General features: G+C 44.0%; 9 protein-coding genes and 1 pseudogene. 8 read left to right on the top strand and 2 right to left on the bottom strand.

The annotated features are described in order from the left end of the window. Window positions 1-6 precede the first annotated feature (6 nt). A complete protein-coding gene (locus ACX93W_RS15030) occupies window positions 7-1,671 on the top strand; it encodes a M56 family metallopeptidase (protein WP_459393192.1) in 1,665 nt (554 codons plus the stop codon). A gap of 285 nt (window positions 1,672-1,956) precedes the next feature. Continuing rightward, window positions 1,957-9,552 (top strand): immunoglobulin-like domain-containing protein, encoded by a 7,596-nt coding sequence (locus tag ACX93W_RS15025; RefSeq protein ID WP_459393191.1) that lies wholly within the window; start codon window positions 1,957-1,959, stop codon window positions 9,550-9,552. 297 nt (window positions 9,553-9,849) lie between these two features. Here ACX93W_RS15025 and ACX93W_RS15020 read toward each other — a convergent pair whose 3' ends face one another. After that, window positions 9,850-11,724 (bottom strand): stalk domain-containing protein, encoded by a 1,875-nt coding sequence (locus ACX93W_RS15020; RefSeq protein ID WP_459393190.1) that lies wholly within the window; start codon window positions 11,722-11,724, stop codon window positions 9,850-9,852. Between the two features lie 47 nt (window positions 11,725-11,771). Continuing rightward, window positions 11,772-12,320: a helix-turn-helix domain-containing protein gene (locus tag ACX93W_RS15015; RefSeq protein WP_459393189.1), complete on the bottom strand. Its 549-nt coding sequence runs from the start codon at window positions 12,318-12,320 to the stop codon at window positions 11,772-11,774. Between the two features lie 274 nt (window positions 12,321-12,594). Between ACX93W_RS15015 and ACX93W_RS15010 the strand changes: the two are divergent. From ACX93W_RS15010 to ACX93W_RS14985, 6 genes and pseudogenes are all read left to right on the top strand, one after another. Continuing rightward, window positions 12,595-12,838: pseudogene (locus ACX93W_RS15010) on the top strand (copper amine oxidase N-terminal domain-containing protein). Between the two features lie 564 nt (window positions 12,839-13,402). Beyond that, window positions 13,403-15,016, top strand: a complete 1,614-nt coding sequence (locus tag ACX93W_RS15005; RefSeq protein ID WP_459393188.1) for a helix-turn-helix domain-containing protein — start codon at window positions 13,403-13,405, stop codon at window positions 15,014-15,016. Between the two features lie 94 nt (window positions 15,017-15,110). After that, the gene (locus tag ACX93W_RS15000) at window positions 15,111-16,145 is read left to right on the top strand and encodes an ABC transporter substrate-binding protein (protein WP_459393187.1); all 1,035 of its coding nucleotides are present in this window, start codon (window positions 15,111-15,113) and stop codon (window positions 16,143-16,145) included. A 30-nt stretch (window positions 16,146-16,175) separates the two neighbouring features. Continuing rightward, the gene (locus tag ACX93W_RS14995; protein WP_459393186.1) at window positions 16,176-19,664 is read left to right on the top strand and encodes an S-layer homology domain-containing protein; all 3,489 of its coding nucleotides are present in this window, start codon (window positions 16,176-16,178) and stop codon (window positions 19,662-19,664) included. 339 nt (window positions 19,665-20,003) lie between these two features. Then, the gene (locus ACX93W_RS14990) at window positions 20,004-21,005 is read left to right on the top strand and encodes a tRNA dihydrouridine synthase (protein WP_459393185.1); all 1,002 of its coding nucleotides are present in this window, start codon (window positions 20,004-20,006) and stop codon (window positions 21,003-21,005) included. 170 nt (window positions 21,006-21,175) lie between these two features. After that, on the top strand, window positions 21,176-21,703 hold the full coding sequence (locus ACX93W_RS14985) for a hypothetical protein (RefSeq protein ID WP_459393184.1): 528 nt from the start codon (window positions 21,176-21,178) through the stop codon (window positions 21,701-21,703). Window positions 21,704-21,708: the final 5 nt, after the last annotated feature.

Here is a 21,708-nt window from a genome sequence, read left to right as displayed (position 1 = left end):
GAAGGAATGTCGTTGCTTCAAACAAGTATCTCGGCTTCAGTCTTTATACTTGCAGTTATTTTCTTGCGTTTCTTGTTTATTCACAAGCTGCCCAAAATGACCTTTATGTTTCTTTGGGGTGTTGCATTAGTTCAATTGCTTGTACCTGTTTCGGTTCAATCGCAATTCAGCATTTTTACGGCAGTGGAACATTTAAGCAGAAAGTTAGCAGTGCCAAAATGGTCACCCGTGTCAGAAAGTTCAACATTTATTGATGGAACTAAGGTAATCATGCCACCAATTACAGAACATGTGACTGCGCCGATTATCCCATTGGAGTCGGCTTCACAAATATCGCCTTTTGTATGGGTGTGGTCAGTTGGTTTTACGTTATGTGCAATATTTTTTATCATTCCACATGTAAGGCATCGCAAAATCTACAAAATGGCTGTTCCTATTAGTCATGATTTTATAAGAACATGGCAGCATTCAAATTTGTTAGGGCGAGATGTTCAAATCAGGCAACTAGAACATATTTCCACTCCTCTTACATATGGTATTTTTCGGCCTGTTGTACTCTTGCCGAAAAATTTAGATTATGACGATGAGAAGCAGCTTGCGTTTATCCTGACCCACGAATTTACGCATATCAAGCGATTCGACATACTAAAAAAATGGATTCTTGCCACTAGTGTATGCGTCCATTGGTTCAACCCCTTTATATGGGTCATGTATTTCCTTGCCAACCGTGATATCGAGCTATTCTGTGATGAAACAGTCATACGAAAACTAGGGGAAAACACGAGACCTGCCTATGCCAGGGCGCTTGTACGTTTGGAAGAAAAGAAAGTCGGTTTGTCGCCGATGATTAGCGGTTTCTCCAAAAACTCAACTGAAGAAAGGATTATATCGATCATGAAAACCAAAAAAATCACGATCACCTCGGTGCTTCTCGCTATTGGGCTTGCAGCAAGTGTCGTTATCATCTTTGCGACTTCCGCATTGGACAAAACGGAAGCTTATACGGGTGACGACGAACCAAAAGCCTATAGTGTGTCCTCACTATATCAAGGTGCCATCACAACCGATATAGTGCCCGCATTATCTCAAGGGGCCACCATTACAGATTTAATGCCGAACGATTTAACATTTAACAAGAAATATGATGTGCCGAAGCTGATAGACAATCTTATGTCTTCAAAGTATCGTGCAGTTTATACGGACAACGAAATATATCTTCGTGTCATGATGGATAACGCAGTACAGATAAGCAAAGATAATGGAGCAGTTTGGAAAAAATACGATACAGATGAAGTCGATGCAATAGAATTTGCAAAATGGCTGCTGATAAATGATCCGAATCCAGGCTATTCAATGAAAGAAGTTCAGAGTCGCTTGGCAAACGGGGCAGAGGTAAAGCATTTGTTGTTTGAAAATGTGAAGGAGATGTATTTCATAATTGACAGGAACGGCGTGCAAATTGAACTTGTACAGCCTGAAAAAATATCTTCTGTTCTGCTCGACAGCCAAAGAATGATGATTACTTCCGCTGTATCAGCAGAGATGCTGAAATCATTTTATGACTTGTTAGTGTCGAGCAATATACTTTCGGAAACTCATGCAGAGCAAGATTATTCGGAAAGAATGAATTATCTCGAAGAAAATTTTCCTTTCTTTATCATGGCGAAATAAAGGGGGGTTACCGTGTTTTGAAAGACTAATCGGCGTCGGTCTAAATGACCGGCGTCTTTTTGATGGAATAAAGCATGCTGCTAGATTGCTAGAATAGGTTTGTGCAGTTCATAAGTCCTATTTTCTCCAATTAAGAAAAATACAATTTTTTTTGCAGCTTTATGTTCACAAATGCCTGAATAACAGGCAGTGTTTAGAATTTGTTCAACGTGTAATGGTACTATAGGAAAAAAGTAATAGAGAAATGAACGACTTCGGCAAATTCAAACAACAGGAGGGAAACCAGTGAGTAAACGGTGGCTGAAAAAGCTAGGCGTTTCCATGCTTAGCTTCACGTTGATTGTGTCGCTAATATCAGCGGCAATACCATTCCATGTTAGCGCAGCAGACGCAGTTGAGATTGGAATTGATGTACGGAAGGCCTATGATGTAGATGTCGTACTTGCGGTGGATAATTCTACGCAAAATATTGACACCTACAAGGAGGATCTTCAACGTGCATTAGAGCTTAGAGGCGTAAATGCCAGTAATCTTAACATTCAATCTGTGCAGGTAAACGAAACAAATATTTTAGAGGGCGAGTTTAAGCTTAATTTAAAATGGGATAAGCCTGCCTCGGGACAGATAGACATGGATTCTCATGTGGAGTTCTGGAATGAGACTACAAAAGTAGCAGAGCTGTATTATGATAATCCAGAAGTATATGAAAGCACGTTAGACTATGATGACCAAGTTGGTGGAATTGGAGAAATTATTGCGTTAAGTCTAGATACAGTTCCAGTGGCAGTTAAAGAGCTTAAAGTCTATATAAATCCATATAATGGTTCGGCGTTGACGACCATGTATCTGTTCAAGACATTAAATGGAGTAGACAACGAAGTTTTTAGTCATTCTAGCATGGTGAATTTTGGTACCAAGTTTTATTTTGGAAGCTTTAAGCGATTTGAGGATTCATGGGATTTTCACGCCTACAATGGATCGATTTTTAAGGGTAAGGAAGTAGAGGTTATTTCAAAGGATTTCATGGAGGTTCTTCGCGAACCGGATTGGAGACCTTCAGCCAGAAAATACATCGTTAACCTGAATGACCAAACGGTGCCTGATTTTGATGACTCCATTGCGCTTGGCGAAATTATGACGAGAATGGACAACGACCAAATCCATTACATTGGATGGGGTGAAGACACCGATGGTGCAGGAACGGCCGATTTAACACAAAATCAGGCAGAATCCTTTATTAAAAAGAACAACGATAAAGGCACATTTGTTAATCGCACAGGCTCAACCTATCAGCAGCAAGTAGATGCAATGGCCGAATATATCGCGAATCAATCGCGTAGTGAAGCTAACAATGAATATTTGGAGCTTGGCCAAAACTACGATTTGATCGTTTCTCCAGCATCTGAGCTTACGAACACGAAGGATGAGAATTGGCCGCAAGGCAAATGGAAAATTCAGCATGACCCAAGCATTTATGAAAATAACACAGGGGTTGTCCCATATAGCGGACAGTACTTAGATGACTTCCTTCCTACTTTCAATAAAGTTGGACAGTACGATATTTATTATTGTGACGTACTTGTGAAGACGCTGTATGTGCACAGAAAACCAGTGAGTCGATTTGATGTTGAGGTTGACGGTAATCATGAGGTTACGTTAACGAATTTATCGTATGACCTTGATCATTCAAGTCAGAATAATGGCATCCAAGAGGCGATTTGGAAGTGGAAGCTTACGACTGACGATGTATGGACAAGCGGCCAGCCTGTGAGCTTTGTGCCTAACCTGGATTATATTATTCAGCTTATGGTTAAGGACTATCAGGGCACATGGAGTACGGCTCGTTCACGTTATCAATCGACACAATCAGGTGCAGGAAAGCCAATCGCTGATTTTGAGCTAAGCGCAAATCAGCTCATATGGCCGGAAAGCACGATACAAATTGAAAATACAAGCTATGATCCTCGTAGTGCGGACATAACGGAGCAGCAATGGACCGTAACTAAAGATAATGTTGTTGTTTATACAGGCAACTCGCCAAAGCTTGATTTCACTAGCGATGGTGTTGGGACGTATAAGATATCGCTAAGGACCAAAAATCAAAGCGGTGCATGGTCAGAAACCTTTAGTCGTTTTTTGAAAATACTTCCTAACAGTGAACCTGCGATTACCAGCATTGGCAATCAATCGGTTACGGAAGGCGTAACGAAAGAAATTCCATTCCAGGTAACGGATGAAGAAACGGGTCCTTACAGTGTAACGGTAGTAGGCTCCTCTTCTGATCAAACCATTATTCCGAATGGAAATATTGTTGTGACTGGAAGTGGAAAGGATCGAGTTGTATCTATCACGCCAGTATTTGGACAAGCGGGTGTTGTTACAATCACATTGTTGGCTAATGACGGTGATTTAACTATCCAGCAAACCTTTACAGTTACTGTCGTTGAAAAGACAGCTCCAACAATAGGCACCATTGAAGATCAAAGTATAAACATTAGTGATCCTTCCGAAGTCATTGACTTTACGGTAGGCGATGAGTATTATGCGGCTAATTTGATTTCGGTTACAGCTGCTTCCTCTAATCAAGAGCTGATAGCTGACGCCAGCATTATTCTTGGCGGAACAGATGAAAATCGTACAATTAGCTTTACTCCAGTTGCTGGTGCTTCTGGAACTGCCGATATTACGATTGAAGCAACTGATCCAAGCGGTAAAAAATCAGTTCAAATTTTTACGGTTACGGTAAGTGATTTAGTACCGCCTACTATTGTTAGTGTTAATGTTGTTGATCCTGAGACTCGTTATAAAGCAGGAGACGTCATCCTTATTAAGGTTACTTTTGATGAGGAGGTTAACGTTACAGGTTTGCCTGAGCTCGTACTGGATTTTGGCAACCCAATGCCTGGTTATGCGCCATATTCAAGCGGCAGCTCAACGAATGAGTTAATCTTTGAATATACCGTACAAGATGGTGACGATACGGAGAAAATTCGTATTGCAGCTGAACAGGCTCTACAACTAGCTAATGGAACGATTAAGGATGGAAATCACAACAATGCGAATTTAGATTTGCCAGAGGACTTTGTTTGGGACACGCTCACGATTGATACGATAGCTCCAGATAAACCGAGTATAGAGTCTCAAACGGTTAAACCGGGTACAAGCATTGAAATTACATCTGCTGCACCAGTTGCAGGAGAAACAGCGTGGTTAGCGCCAGGCGGCACAACAAGCTTTCAAGAAGGCTCAACCATGACGAAATTAGATGGCGATGGATCAGGTGATACTATACTAGCGCCTCTAGCAGAAGGAACATACTATTTGTATGTAATTGATGCTCATGGCAATGTATCGGATGCTTCTGAAAATGCAGTTATTGTAGATAACACGCCTCCTGATATGGCAGTTATTCATGTACCAATAGCTAGAGACAACGTTATTAATTCATACGAGGCTAAACAGCTCATTGTTTCCGGTACATCTGAAGAAGATGCAAAAGTTGAAGTAACGTTCATTGATGAAGATTCAGAAACAATCGTTATTACAACATATGCGGATGAAAACGGTGATTGGACCATTGATCCTAGCGATATTAGCGCATTAGCTGATGGAGCCATTACGGTTAGCGTGAAAGTCATTGATGCAGCAGGTAATGAAAGTACAGAGATCGAGCAAACCATTCAAAAAGACACCGTTACGCCTATTAACCAGGATGATGTGCTTTCCAGTAATCAAGCTGTTAAAGGCAATGCTGTCATTACGCTGGATGCAGCAGCTGGTGAAGGTTCGACTATCTTTGTAGCGCCGCATGGAACAGCGCCAGAAGATTTAGTCGCAAACGGGACTGCGATTACGAGTGTTGCAGGAACTTATGATGCGATTCTTGCACCAGCAACTGACGGCGTCTATCATATTTATATTATGGATGCGGCTGGTAATGTATCAGAGCCTAGCAATGCCACCATTGTTGTTGATAATATTGCGCCAACGATTCATTCATTGGATCAAAATACAACAGACTGGGTGAATGATTCCGTTGTAATATCGATTGATGCTACGGATAGCGAAGGCAGTGGAATTGCTGTAGTGAAGTATGCATATGGCCTTCAAATCGCTAACTATTTTATAGCAAACGGTATTTCCGTCGGTAATGGCGAGTTTGAAGTTACCATGAATGGTATTTATACGGTTTATGTTCGTGATTACGCAGGGAATGTGAGCGTACAACTTATTACAATTACCAATATTGATAAGGGAAAGCCAACTTCACCTGGCATACAGCTTCAGCCTAATCGCGATTTCTTTAACGGTGAATACACGATTTCAATTACGCCTGGTCAAGACACAGCGTCAGGAGCAGCTTATACCGAATATCGTGTAACGGGCGCTGCCCAGGAAGATTGGACGGTATACGATGAAGCTCTAGTGTTTACTGAAGCGGGTACGTATACAATAGAAACAAGAACCTTTGACAATGCAGGAAATGTTAGTGATGTTGCTGTACGTACAATTGTTATTAATCGGGAGCTTACGGTGTTTCCTACGGTAAGTATTTCTCCTGACCGAGTATTCAGTAATGAGAATATAACGGTAACCATTACAAAAACATATGATGAAGAGCATCAGGATGAAGGCGAAAACTCTGTTATATACTACAAAATTCCTGGCCTTGGTGTAGATGAATACGTGGAATACACGGGAGCATTTGACATTACGCAAGAAGGAGAAACCGTAATTGAAATTATGGTTAGAGATAGGGCCGGCAATGAAGTTACGACAACAAAAGTTGTAAATATTGATAAGACGGCGCCTATCAATCAAGATCAAGTTCTTGAAGAAGATGTAATTGCTCAAGGAAACACGTTGATTACGGTTCAGCCTTCTGATGATAGTGAAGATACCATCTGGTTAGCGCCAGCTGGAACAACTTCGTTTGCCGAAGGCGAAACGATGACAAAAGCTGCTGGTAACTCAACTGGAATTGTTACGCCATCTTTGGACGGAGAGTATAAAATCTATGTTGTTGACAAGTCAGGAAATATTTCAGCAGCTAGTGAAAAGACTGTTACCGTTGATAACATCCCTCCAGCCGTAAACGGTGTTGAGGATGATGAGATTTACAAGGAATATCCGACGGTAAGCTTTGAAGAGGGGGTGGCTACATTAAACGGCGAGCCGTTTGAGAGCGGCACCAAGATTGAAGCGAACGGAGAATATACCGTTGTCGTAACGGATGCTGCGGGCAATAGTACGGTTATAACGTTTGTAGTAGACTACGACAAAGAATCTGTTGATAAGGACACAGCTGCGTTAGAGCTGGGCTTTGCTCCTGGTGATCATCCTGAATGGGTATCGACTGATATTTCACTAGGCAATAAAGGATTTTTTGATAGCGAAATCCAGTGGACTAGCAGTCACGAGGATATTTTATCCGTTGACGGAAAAGTCACGCCTCCTTTGGTAGATACGGAAGTCACATTAACAGCAAAGATTACTAAGGGCGATTTTACGCTAGAGAAAACCTTTACCGTGCTCGTTATGGCAGACCCGGTTAAGCCTGTTATCGCACTAAAGGGCAGCAGTAACGTCATTGTAGAACAAGGTCAAATCTATGTAGAGCAAGGCGTTCAAGCCATTGACAACATAGACGGCAACATTACGGATAAAGTTACGATGAGCGGATTTATTGATACCAAAACGATTGGTGTATACACATTAATCTATACCGTATCAGATCAAGCCGGTAACATTACGCAAGTACAACGTACCGTTACTGTTGTGAAACCATCCGTTCCAGCTAGTACAATTATTCAAGTAGATGGCGATCAAAAGTCTACAGATAAAAAGGTTAGTAACGCATTGGAAGAAGCTAAGAAGCAAAAGGCAGGCAAGATCGTACTTGTTGTTAATGAGTCAGTCGAGAACTCTGCTCCTGTTGGAGTTAGCATTAGTAAGGATCAACTGAAAACAGCACACGATCAACATACAAAAATCGAGCTTCGTACCGATAATGCTTCCATTATTGTACCGATTCGCGACCTTGATCTAACCGGATTCACAGGAAACTCCAGATTAGAGCTCGTCATCGAGAAGGTGGATGTTGCTCAAGCAGAAAACCAAGTATTAGTAACCGCTATTCAAAACATGAATGCGAGTTTTGCTATTTACGATAATAAGGTTTTCGACTTTAAGATGAGGGTGATCGAAGAAGATTCCCAAGGCAATGTTACTCGTACCGAGGATATTAAAAACTTCCAAACAACAGAGGATATCGTTTTAACGATTTCTGTCGGTACGAACATTGATGAGCAGCTGAAATTTATGACCTTCTACTTTAATGAGACATCAGAAGAGTGGGAGTACATTAGAAGCAGCTATGACGGGCAGTCTGGCAACATGACCTTATTAACCAATCATCTTAGTATTTACTCGGTTATGAGTGCGACTAAGGCTCAGAAGCAAGCAGAGCTAACTCATATTTTGAACAAAGCAACGATTACGATCCAAGAAGTGCGCAGCATTATTGAAGATCCGGATATGGACTTTGATCAAGAAGCAATGAATAAGTATGATGTATTTACTGATGTTCATAAAGACGCTGTAGCTCAAGACATAATTAATAAAAAACCGAATGGTGGCTATACGTATCCTTCGCTTAGCACGCAAGTCATTTCGAGCGTAAATGATAAGCACAACGCAATTATTACGGATACAGTAAAGCCTGTCATCACCCTTTCTGGTCCTAGTACGGTGTATGTCACTAGAGGTAGCGCGTATATTGAGCAAGGCGTAACAGCTACTGATGATCAGGATGGTAATATTACTGGTCGAGTCATTTTGATAGGTTCTGTAGATACAACACAAACCGGAACCTACACTCTGCGGTATCTCATTACGGATGTGAATGGTAACCAATCTGAAGTTACGAGAACGGTTATTGTACGTAATCCTAGCTCCCCTATCTCCGTTGAAGGAGAGGCAGAAGAGCCGGCATTGCCAGTCGTCATTTTGGATAGCCAGAAGGATCGTTATATCATTAAAGAAAACAAAGATCATACTATTGTGTCCAAGAAGGAACCACAAATGAATATTGTGGGTAACGTCTATACAATAGAACCTGCTTCCAATGCAGCGATTGGACAAATCGTCGTACAAATGAAATACGATCCAAGTAAGATTACTAGCTTGAATCAGCTTGCTGTTTACATGTACGATGAGGTTGAACAACGTTGGGTATCCGTTGGCGGCATTATTGATGCACAAAACCATACGATTACGATTACACTGAATTCCCAAGCAACAATTGCTTTAATGGAAAACAAAAAGGCATTTAAAGATCTTGATGGACATTGGTCAAAGAATATCGTTGAATTCCTGGCGGCGAGACAAATTATTGCAGGCGACAGTGAAGGAAACTTTAATCCTAACATGGGTATTACGAGAGCTGAATTCTCTACACTAATTGTAAGAATGCTTAATCTTCCAATTAACGAATCAGCAAGTCAATTTACCGATGTAACCGACCAATGGTATGAAGCATACATTACAACCGCCCAACAGTCTGGAATTGTTAAGGGTGTAAGCGATACTAGCTTTGAGCCTGAGCGAGTTGTTTCCAGACAAGAGATGGCAGCTATTATTATCCGAACACTTAGGAAATATAAGGATGTAACTTTTACCGAGGAAGATCTTAAGTCTATAGCTGAGTTTGCAGATACAGATAACATAAGCGCTTGGGCGTTTGAAGATGTATACGTTGCAAGAAAGCTAGAGCTAATGATCGGTAGAGACGGTAATAAATTTGCACCTCGAAAACCAACGCTAAGAGGCGAGGCAGCTTCCGTTATTTATAACTTGCTGAAGGAGCTTGGACTCATCTAATCATTAATGAAAAAGGCATTCTATCTGTCCTTTGTGGACAGGCAGAATGCCTTTTGATGTAATTGACCGTATTTCAATGAATGACTAACCTGCCTAGCGGTCACCGATGACCGCTAGAGTCCCAAATGAATACATTGGCCTCAGCTAACGGTCACCTGTGTCTTTTAGACGCTCGAAAGTTGCGTTTTGGGGGTGAATGCAAGCTTTTACGGTCATGCATGGCCTTTAAAAATGGACATTGCCTCAAAACAAGGCTTTAACGGTCATGGATGTCCGTAGCGTGCTGATCATGGACGCTTATCTGTCGCTAATACTGGCGATCCACTTCTCGGCGTTCCAATTTACTTTGGCATCGAGTGCTTCGCTAACAAACCTTAATGGGACAAAGGTGTAGTTATTGTTTAAAAATGGTGCGGTCGAGAGAGTGATTGCATTGCCATTAACATAGGCGGTTTTACTATTGATCGTAAGTTTTATAATAGTAGAATCTTTGGTAACTGTAATCGATTTGGTCTTGGAGTCCCATTTAACAGTTGCTCCTAATTCTTCGAAAACTCCTCGTAATGGTATGAATGTCTGTTTATTCCTGATCATCGCGTTTGGAGTAAGAGTTACAAGCTGTCCATTAAGCATAATACCGATATTTTCCTTGTTAAAAGAAGATTCAGGTCCGCCCCCGATAGTATCCTGACTTAAGGGTGGCATTTCGGTGGTAAAAGACCAAGTTTGCTCATACAGCGGTTCATCTTCATATTGTCCGCTAAAGGACACCGTATATTGCGTTCCGGGTGACAGCGGCTTCTTAGGTGTAAGGATAACGCCTGAACCTGTGGTCAAATAGTAGTCAACTGCTGTTCCTGAAGCATCAGTGATCATTGCGGAAACTACATCAAGCTGCTTCTGTTTGGCAGACGAACCGGAAATCGTAATCGGATAGCCAACGATTTTGGGAGCGTCCGGGAACCTCGCTAACGGGTTCGGAATTTCATTATTTGTCCAACTTATCGGTACATCGATCTGCTCCTTATAAGGGTAGTGGACAATAGGCTGCAAATCGTCCTCATCAATGCGAAGTACACCAAGATCCGCTACCGTGTTTTTGTATTGACCAGTAGAATTAACGGCGATACCGATATCACGAAAAACCGGATCAAGTAGAGGCATACGATGTAATGGTGCATCAATTAAACTCATGAGCGAGCGGATTGGATCGGATAAACCGAGAGTCATAACCTCGCCATCCCAGCCATTGCTGATGAATGAATCATATCCTGCATAATGAAATCTCGAAGTAACGGATTTGCCAAAGTAATTAGATTTGCCTTCAGATTCAAAATGTTCTTCGTTAAATCCATTAACACGCATGTAATCTGCATGTGCTTGGGCGGCAAGATGAAGGTTCTTGCTAGTCGTTAAAGGCATTAGACCCAATACAATTCTAATATTATTGACATATTGTAGACCTTTATCAAATTGTTCGAGCAGATTTTTATCGGTTGTCGGGCTAGGCACGGGAACCCGCACATAGAATTCTGTCTCTTGGTTTGAATGGCCGGATTGTACTGAAATGGTTGCTCTTCCGGGCGCAACGCCTACAAGTTCCCCATTCAGTACCTTGATTATCGACGGATTTGAGGAGGTTACGGAAATGGTATCTGTGAGTTGAACCGATCCTGCGCTCGACGTAGCAACTACCCGATAGGGATAATGCTCACCGACTCCTAAAGTATTATCAACGATCTCGTATGACGTATTGCCTACCATGATTTCCTTATTCAAGAGCAGATGGATATCATCCAGGGCAGGTACAGAAACCGTCACGGATGCAGTCAAGTTCCCGTATGTAGCTGTGATAGTTGTTGTACCTATACCGATTGCAGTAAATATGCCGTCTTGTTCAATTGTACCCACGGAAGGATTGGAAGAAGAAAAAAAGGCTTTGCCATTAAGAAGTTCATCTTCCTTTTGTGTATGATAATTGAAGAAAAAGTATTGCACGGAGCTTCCGAGGGCAACCTCAGTCTCGCTGCCATCTACATTAACAAGATAGGGACCTTCTAAGGTGACTTCGACATTGTATGGAATCAAAGCAGATGCGACAACCGAGAAACTTAATGAGGCGGCTGCGACAAGAATCATAATGATCGGAACTTTCTTCAAACCTTTGAACATGCTGTTTCGACTCTCCTTGTAAGGTATTAATGAATACAATGAGCATTTTAGCAATTACTGCTTTGAAAGTCTGTCGACTTTGAGTAACAGTACTGTTGTAAAAAATGATGGGCATCTACCGCTTCTACGACATCAATGCCATAAACGGCTGGCAAACCATCGTTTGTTCGCATGCTTCTATGGTCGACAAGTATATCAAGCCCATCCGGATATGCGGTACAAACTCCGATAATTTTGGATTCAACATGTTTGACTTCCTGCTTGGTGGCTAACAGCCCTTCAATGGTGAAGGTGAGTAGTCTCCTGTCAGGGTCAAGGTGCCACCTGAATCGTTCTGTAAAGTCAGGTGATTCATCTTTTTTTTGAAAGAATGGAGTGGTTGACAAGCGCTCTGCTGAAAATATGTATTCAATAGAGACGCGAAATGCGGCTGCAATTCGTTCTATGTTTTGAAGCGTGATATTCCGTTTGCCCCGCTCGATATCGCTTATGTAGCTCCTGTCGAGATTAGCCCTGGCGGCAAGTTGCTCTTGCGTAATACCAGTTCTAGCTCGAAGCTCCCGGACACGTATCCCGAAGTCGTGTAGTAATTTCAAAATTGGCTCTCCTTTCCGTATTCTATTTTTTGTATCGGCTAAATAGGTCAAAGGAATTAGAATGCTCGTATAATGCTAAAATTCAATATTGATGTAACATTACTCCAGTAGCTTTAAAGATGGGGTTGCTGAATTAGCGTTGTTCATAACAGTGAGTTCAAATTAAAGAGTCGGTTTTATCTCCAATCCCTTGGCACCTAAAAGCAAAGGTACTGTACCTAAAACAGTTCAAGTTATTATTGACGGCGAAGCTCAGACATTTGAGCAATCCGCAATGATCCTTAATGGCAGTACGCTTGTTCCTATGAGGGGGATCTTTGAAAAGCTGGGCGCTACAATCTCGTGGAAGGCCGATACACGCACAGTAACAGCGGTTAAAGATGATACAACGATTATTATTCAGGCCGGAAGCAAGACGGCAAGCATTAACGTTGGCAGCGCCTGCTACTATTATTAATGGTTTTACTTTTGTGCCATTGCGCTTTGTCAGTGAGGCTTTGGGTTCTGGGGTAGAATGAGATGGCAAAACCAATACCGCTACAATTACATCAGCAGAAGCCATAGAACCAACACCAGCACCTTCCTCGACAATAGAGGAAATGCCAGTGTTCGAGATAGCTGCTCTGGACTTCCCGTTTTTATAAAAGCTGTACAGGACTGAGCTGAGCTGACGGGTGGCTCTTGGCAATGAAACACGTCAATTGATTTTAGTTGTGCTGGCTCAGCAGTCGCAGGACATAGGCATGCGGGTAGGTGAAATTGATTGATACAACCATTTGTCTCGTCCTACTTTATGTGCAATGTTGCACGGAATCAAGCCTTTGAAACGCGGAAGCTTGGTCTGCGGATCGAAAGCACGCCGGGAGCAGGCACAACTGTAATCATCACCATTCCTAAATTTTCGGAAAGGCAAATCAAAAGCCACCTTGGGGAGTCCATATAGATTCAATTTCTCTGACTAATAATCGAGTTTACGATTTCTCGAGGACCAGGAAGGGATTTGTGCTATGATGGCGATAGGATGATCGCGAAGGTGCGGGGTGTCATTTTTGAACGGTGAAAAAGGAGCTGGAGCGGAAGTTATGTTCCGTTGGCGTAGATATCAAAAGCTTGATGATTATATGGATTACGCTGTTGATCGTGTTGGGCTTGAAGAGAATTCGTTGTTCTATATTACGGGCGGACAAGCCGTCTGGCAATTGAATGATCAAGAGGTGTTATTGCGATCGGGCATGGTGGTTGGAGTGCCGGCATTGACATGGATAGAACCGGATCGCATGCAGACGTTTGGGCTGGAAGGATGGGTAATTGAATTTCGTCAATTTGAGTTAAAGGATAATCGCGGGGGGAATCAGGAGCTAGTCCAATGCCGCTGGCAGCTGCCGGATAATCGCGAGTTCCTTATAGGCACAATTGACGGTCGACAAATGAGAGATCAATTGCAGGCGCTCAGTATGCTCGGGGATGAGGCTGTGGAGAGAGAAGTGCGCCATCATCAGGTCCTGTATACCATCCTTGATTTATTGTACAAACCTGTCAGATGGGATTCACAGACTACGGAGCAAGCGATAATGCGCTCAATAAAGTACTTGGAGCAAAATTACTACAAGCCTATTACACGGAATGAACTGGCGAGAGTGGCGGGTCTCAGTCCATGGCACTATTCGCGCAAGTTCAAAGAGTTGACGGACAATTCTCCGCTGGAATATTTGAATCGGTATCGCATTTATCGTGCAAAGGAGCGGCTGATTCAACATGCTGGTCATATGCACGATGTCGCCAAACAAGTGGGGTTTGAGGACTCGGCCTATTTTAGCCGCAGATTTAAGCAGATGGAGGGAATCACTCCAAAACAATATGTTAAAGTTGCTGCTGACCGACATCTGTGCGCATTGTCTCCACTGTATGTCGAAATATTGATAATGCTAGGTATTGTGCCAAATTCGGTTGTTACGGTTCCGATGCTGCTTCCACCGCATCAACGTTCGTTATTAGAGGAATATCGCGTGCAAATGATTCCAACTTCGCAATTTGCTCTTGATCTGGAAGCCATTGTTGAATCGAAGCCTCAGCTTATTGTAGGCCAAACGCTTCATGGGGAAGCCAGGAGAGTCCTGATGTCAACAGCGCCTCTTTTATCCGGGTTGTCGCGAGACTTGCTTCCGGCTATTGCGCAACTGGCGGCATTGTTTAAAAAAGAGAGGGAAGCTGAGAAAGTATATCGCTATTTGCAGGAAGTGGACGCTAAAGCACGTGAGGAATTAAAGCCGTTTATTCGAGAGCGTCGCACCGTTATGGTCTTGCGTATTGAGTCGGATGGTTACCGATATCTTGGCGCGCATTCGCTTGGCCTCTCGCGCATGCTTTATCGGGAATTAGGGTTGACCATTCCTGCGCTGTTAAACCGGGGGCAATATTGGTTTAATCCACTAGACATAGAAGCGTTGCCGGCAATTGATCCTCATTTTATATTTTTGGAGGATCGGGTGATGGATGGTAACGATACGGGTTTAATGAGAGAAGCGCTTATGAATCATCCAGGCTGGAGACAGCTTGCGGCTGTTAGGAACAATCGTGTTTATAGGATTGATACCAGTTTGTGGATTGGCTGTGGCCCATTTGGTTATCCGCTTGTTATGGAACAAATTGTAGCCGCATTAAGTGATGCTGACAGCACAAATGTCCAGAAAACATAGCACTATCCCCTATAGAGAGCGAAACAAGAATTTGATAGTATTTATCAGTGATAAACATTCTCAAAAAAGAGCCGATTTAAGGGGAGATTAAAGCATGTCGAAGAAATGGCTGCAATGGATGGGGTTATGTTTAGCAGTAGCACTTATGGTTGTTTTGGCAGCCTGTTCAGCAAATGATGAATCAAATCAACAATTGCCTGGAGATAAAGTGGAGGATCAAACGACGATAGAGGAAAATCAAGAGAATACGAGTGCTCAGACACGCACGTATACAGACCTGTTCGGGGAAGTAACAATCCCGCAGGAGCCTGAGAAGCTGCTGATCATTGGGACAAGATATACCGAATATTTGATTTCCATGGGGATAAAGCCTGCAATGGTAGCTGGCGTAGCGAGTGTAGAGCCGGAGTATCGCATGGAGTATTTTAAAACCAATGGGGTAGAGTTTATTGACTACCCGCAGTATGAGCATAATTTTGAACTGCTTCTATCGCTTGCTCCGGATATGATTCTGGCAATGGGCGCCGGTATGGAGGAAAACGTCTACGAGCAATTATCGAAAGTTGCGCCAACTGTCGCTATTAATTCGGGTCCCTCGATGGAAGAGGCAATGCCGCTCCTGGCGCAATTATTTGATAAACAGGCAGAATACGAAACCGTTAAAGCTGCGTTTGACAGCAAGGCGGAAGAGGCCAAAATTGCCCTGGATGAAGCGATTGGGGATAGCACCGTGCTGGTATTGCGGGCGGAACCAAACAATTATCGCGTATTGGGCCAAATTGCCAAGATGGGGAGCAGCGTATTGTTCTATCATCAGCTTGGCTTGACTATTCCTGAGAAATTGGCAAATGAAGAAGCTTGGTTTACGCCTGTATCGCTGGAGGTTTTGCCAGAGCTCAATCCCGATTACATCTTTATTGAAAACCGACTGGCCGCTAACTTTAATGGAGATGAGTCAACCAAGGAATTAATGGAGTCAAGCATATGGAAAGGTATGAAAGCCGTTCAAGCAGGAAATGTGTTTCCATTGGACACACGTGACTTTGTTGGCGGAGAGGGCCCGATTGGATACGCCAAGTTGATCGATTATATCCTAAGCTGCCTCATTCCAGAGAGATCAAACCAGTAAGAGCGACATGAAAAATTAGGAGGCTCCATCATGGCATTGAAAAAGATGACCGCAGCACTGCTTGTGTTTTTGCTCTTTACGACATCGCTTGGCGGGATTCAGGCTAATGCAGCTTCGCCAACGACTACAGGATTGAACTTGCCCCTGGTCAAAACGTATAAAGCCGGCGAAAAGCTTGACTTCACTGTTGTATTTACTGAAGATGTGAACGTGACGGGCGGAACGCCTAGCTTAAAGCTCGATATTGGCGGAACAATGAGGGAAGCATCTTATGTGTCCGGCTTCTCGAAATATTTGCAGTTTTCTTACACGGTTCAACCAGGCGATAATGATGCGGACGGCATTCAAGTGGTAGGCTCCATTCAATTAAATGGCGCCTCCATAACGAATACGACTGCGGAGGCCGCTGATCTCGGCAACGGTTTTGGTCCAAGCGGTGCATCGGTGCTGAATACCGGTATAAAAATAGATACGGTTATTCCGAGTATTGTTTCCGTCAGTTATCCTCCCGATAAAACGTATAATGTAGGCGAACCGCTCTTATTCACTGTCGAATTTTCTGAGAATATCGGCGTTAACACCCGGTATGGCAAGCCCTATCTCAGTCTGAATATCGGTGGAACGAAAGTACGCGCCGAAGCGGCAGTGTATGCATCAAACGGGTCCAATCAGATTGGTTTTCAATATACGGTAGAAGCTGGACTTGAAGATATTGACGGGATTACAATCGACAATGAAGTGAAGATGTATGGCGGCGTGATTGACGATGCCGCACATAATTTGATCAATCCGGTTTTCCCGAATGGAACGGTTACAGATCTTTCCGGAGTACAAGTAAGTGCCGGTGGAGCTTCGTTCGTAACGGAGATCCCTGCTGACGGCTACTATAAAGAAGGCGACGTCTTGAATTTCGCATTCTTATATCCATCGGACGTGGCCGTTATCGGCGAGCCTTATCTCCCATTGTTCTTCGGAACGACAGAAATACCGACAGAACACCAGGCAAAGGTTTCGGAAGTATCCGGAAACAAGGTTATATTCCAGTATATTGTTCAGAGCGGGGATGAAGCCTTAAACGGTATAAGGGCAGGCAACGCAATTCAATTGAACGGCGGAAGCATTAATGAATCGGGTGGGTCGACGTCAATGCCGAGTATTGTTCACAAGCTTGCGCTTTCGGACGTAGTAGTTGATGCCGTCCTCCCTAAGGTACAGCATTTCTTTCACACTCCGACCAATCGGAATTACGTTACAGGAGAAAGCTTCGAGTTCAAGGCTCGCTTCACGGAGCCCGTAAAGGTTAGCGGTACTCCGAGTTTGTCGTTAATGTCTGGTTCCCGTTCCGTAGCTCAGGCTGTATATGTGCCCGATGTACCGGGCTTGGAACCGACGGATCTCGTATTCCGTTATACCGTTCAAGATACGGATAAAGATGTCTATATTGACGCATTAGGACTGCTTGACAGCACGAACGGAACGATCGTTGATAATGGAGGCAATGCCAGCCAGGCGAGCGTGGTCAGTCAGTCGAGTGTTCAGATTCTTCTAAACGCACCGACTCCGACGATTACGTCGGTCGAAGTGCCTGCGGCAAAGACTTATTATGAGGGCGACGAATTGCTCTTTAAGGTTCATTTCTCGGAAGCGGTATGGGCGTATACAAATCGTGCAATTTTGCCGGTTACGATCGGCAGCAACACGGTTGATGCGATTTATGCCAGCGGTTCACGTTCCAGTATCCTGACATTCAAATATGTGGTACAGGCTTCTGACCTACATACCGATGTCATTACCCTAGGTAGCTCTTTGCTTCCCAACGGAGGAACTTTAATTAGTAAAGCCGGCACCGGCCTCCAGGCTGATCTGGCGCTGAACAATGTTGGAAGCACGTCCGGCATCATCATCGGACAGCTCCCGCCGCAAGCGCTCCACGTGAGCATCGCGGGAACGGCTCAGGTTGGCTCAACCCTAACCGGAAGCTACACCTATGACGATGCAAATTCGGATGAGGAGGGTGTGAGCTTATTCAAGTGGTACCGATCCGACGATGCGCTCGGGGCGAACAAATCGGCAATCTTGGAAGCAACGTCGACCTCCTACACCTTACAGGCGGCAGATCTTGGAAAGTACATTAGCTTCGAAGTGACGCCGATTGCGAAGACAGGCACGACTACGGGATCGGCAGTGGAGAGCATATTGGCCTCAGCTGTCATAGCAACACCAGTAAACGTCCCTGCACTGCCAATTTACGCAAATCCGATTTTTACGACAACAAGCGTGGATGTGCTCGTTAACGGCAAAGTGGAGAATGCGGGAACAGCAACAACATCCACAGTTAATGGACAAACCGTAATCACAGTTACTGTCGACCAGAAAAAGCTGGAGGACAAGCTCGCCACGGAAGGTCCGGGCGCGACTGTCATCATTCCGGTGAAAGCTGAGTCCGATATCGTCGTGGGCGAACTGAACGGACAAATGATTCAAAGCATGGAAAGCAAGCAAGCGGTTCTGGCAGTGAGAACGAATCAGGCGGTGTACACGCTCCCCGTACAACAAATCAACATCGGTTCTATCTCCGATCAGCTCGGTAAATCGATCGCGTTGAAAGATATAAAGGTGCAGATTGAAATTGCCGAACCAACTGCGGATGAGATAAAAGGGGTGGAGAATACAGCGGATGAGGGAGCCTTCACCATTGTTGCCCCGCCGATTAAATTTACGGTTAGAGCGATATATGAAGGGGAAACGGTTGTCGTATCAAAGTTCAACGCCTATGTTGAACGGACAATTGAAATCCCGAACGATGTTGATCCTGAGAAGATTACAACAGGCGTTGTTGCCGAAGGGGATGGCTCTGTTCGTCACGTACCTACCAAAATCGTCGTAATTGACGGCAAATATTACGCAAAAGTAAATAGTTTGACCAACAGCATCTACCTGATCATATGGCATCCGATAGAGTTTAGCGATGTTGCGAATCATTGGGCTAAAGAAGCTGTCAACGATTTGGGTTCGCGCATGGTTATCGACGGCAAAGAAGACGGCTCTTTCCATCCGGAGTCGAATATCACTCGTGCTGAATTTGTAACTATTCTCGTTCGCGGACTGGGACTTAAGCTGGAAAACGAAGTTGCTTCTTTCTCGGACGTAAAAGCTTCTGACTGGTATAACGGCCCGATTAATACCGCCTATTCGTATCATTTGATCAACGGATTGAAGGACGGTAGTTTCCGCCCGAATGCTAAGATTACTCGCGAAGAAGCCATGGTCATCACCGCTAGAGCGATGAAAATCACTGGATTGATAGCTAATTCTGGTGGATCGATCGACACGATACTAAGTCCGTATGCAGATGCGACAAAAGCATCTAGTTGGGCGCAGAGCGGCATCGCCGACAGCATACAAACGGGCATCGTAACGGGAAAAAGCGGCACAAATCTGGCTCCGAAGGATTATATGACCAGAGCTGAGGTTGCTGTGATTGTTAAACGGCTGCTGCAAAAATCAGATTTGATTTAGAATAGTCCATTATACCTCGTCAGAAAAATCGCCCGGTTCCTTCTCTTCTGGAAGGGACAGGGCGATTTTTTGTTGTGGTACGTCCAGCATGGGCGTCATCTCTAGGCTGAGAGCCCCGAATGGGGGTTGACGGAGTGGAGTCCTGCCGTTAGCCAAACTCAAGCGGTTGCGGGCAGGCAGAACGATGACATTCTGATGCATCATAAACTCTTCTTGATTGAAAATGGAATTTGCAGCTGGCGGGTATGCTGCTCTCAGGCTTATGTTATACTCTATAATGTGTCTGTTTACTATTTTGGGGACATCATTGTTCCGGCATGTATAGAGGAGTATGGAGTGATGAAAGAGAATTTTTGGCGTGAGCTGCCAAGACCATTTTTTGTACTGGCGCCAATGGAGGATGTGACGGATGTTGTGTTTCGTCATGTCGTCAGTGAAGCTGCCAGACCGGATGTGTTTTTTACCGAGTTTGTAAACACAGAGAGCTATTGTCATCCGGAAGGGCATAAAAGCGTGCGCGGGCGCTTGACCTTTACCCCCGATGAACAACCTATGGTAGCTCATATCTGGGGAGATAAGCCGGAGTATTTCCGCGAGATGAGCATCGGCATGGCGAAGGAAGGCTTTAAGGGTATCGATATTAATATGGGTTGTCCTGTACCGAATGTAGCGGAAAATGGAAAAGGAAGCGGCTTGATCTGCCGTCCCGATATTGCAGCGGAGATCATCCAGGCGGCCAAGGCCGGCGGGCTGCCCGTGAGTGTAAAAACCAGACTTGGCTTCACCGACGTGGATGAATGGCGCGATTGGTTGACCCATATTTTGCAGCAGGACATTGTGAATTTGTCTATTCATCTGCGAACGAGAGAAGAAATGAGCAAAGTGAATGCGCACTGGGAGCTCATTCCGGAGATCAAGAAGCTTCGCGATGAGGTAGCGCCCCATACATTGCTGACCATTAACGGCGATATCCCGGATCGCCAGACGGGTCTTGAACTCGCGGAGAAATATGGTGTCGATGGCGTTATGATTGGTCGCGGTATATTCCAGAATCCGTTTGCCTTCGAGAAGGAATCGAAGGAGCATAGCAGTGAGGAGTTGCTAAATCTGCTTCGGTTGCATCTGGATCTCCATGATCACTATTCAGCACAGGTACGGCGTTCGTTCAGCGCTCTTTCCCGTTTCTTCAAAATCTATGTTCGTGGTTTTCGGGCCGCAAGCGAGCTAAGAAACAGCTTGATGAACGCCAAATCAACAGATGAAGCGCGTGTTTTGCTAGATGAGTTTGGACGCAATAAAGATGAGGGTATAGATGATAAGGAAAATCCTAAAGAGGGGTGATAACCCCTCTTTTTTGATCTCATTTTGATTCAATGCATAGACATTATTGTGAATTTCAGTTGTAACCTTTTCGCCTGGTTCCCGTCTGTATATAAGGAAAGGTAATGACTGGTAATTTGCGATATTACAAATTTCATTGTTGAGAAGTAAATTAAGGGGGAGGCCTTGCCGTGAAGAAAACAGCGGGTACAATTATCCTTGTCTTCGTTTGCTTGGTTTTTGCGGGCTGCAATGAAAAGGGGAATTTTAAAGCTGAACTTGAGAAAATTGTGGTGCCGGATATGTCTGCAACCATTTTAGACTTCAGTGAATTGGACCAGCTTGCATGGCTTGAGGAGATTTACCAATTTGAAGTGGATACCATGAGAAGCAAAACGTCAGAGCTATCCGAAGAGGACTTAAATGCAATTAAGGCTCATTTATCTCAAGTATTTAATTCAGAAGAAGCAGGCTTATTGATTGATGGTTTTTATCATTATGACGGAGATAAACAAACCTATTACGTGCCCGATGGCGACTGGTTCACTTATAGCAGAGAATGGCCCTCCACTAAATTCACTCTTTCAGAACGGTCGGAACAATCTGCGACATTTATGCTGAGTGGCACTGATTTAACCGAGAATGAGCGGAACATCCAATTTGACTTTTCAATTTCGGATGGAAAATTATTGGTAGATGGAAGGACGTATTTGAATTAACCTGT

The sequence above is a fragment of the Paenibacillus sp. CAU 1782 genome, assembly GCF_054551715.1.
The sequence above is the reverse complement of the archived record's forward strand: the minus strand, read 5'-3'. Positions and strand labels throughout refer to the sequence as shown.

Bases quoted from the DNA above. Each gene is read 5' to 3' on its own strand.
- ACX93W_RS14990 (WP_459393185.1), top strand. From the start codon at position 20,004: ATGAAAGAGAATTTTTGGCGTGAGCTGCCAAGACCATTTTTTGTACTG.
- ACX93W_RS15000 (WP_459393187.1), top strand. From the start codon at position 15,111: ATGTCGAAGAAATGGCTGCAATGGATGGGGTTATGTTTAGCAGTAGCA.
- ACX93W_RS15030 (WP_459393192.1), top strand. From the start codon at position 7: ATGTCGTTGCTTCAAACAAGTATCTCGGCTTCAGTCTTTATACTTGCA.
- ACX93W_RS15020 (WP_459393190.1), bottom strand. From the start codon at position 11,724: ATGTTCAAAGGTTTGAAGAAAGTTCCGATCATTATGATTCTTGTCGCA.
- ACX93W_RS15005 (WP_459393188.1), top strand. From the start codon at position 13,403: ATGTTCCGTTGGCGTAGATATCAAAAGCTTGATGATTATATGGATTAC.
- ACX93W_RS14995 (WP_459393186.1), top strand. From the start codon at position 16,176: ATGGCATTGAAAAAGATGACCGCAGCACTGCTTGTGTTTTTGCTCTTT.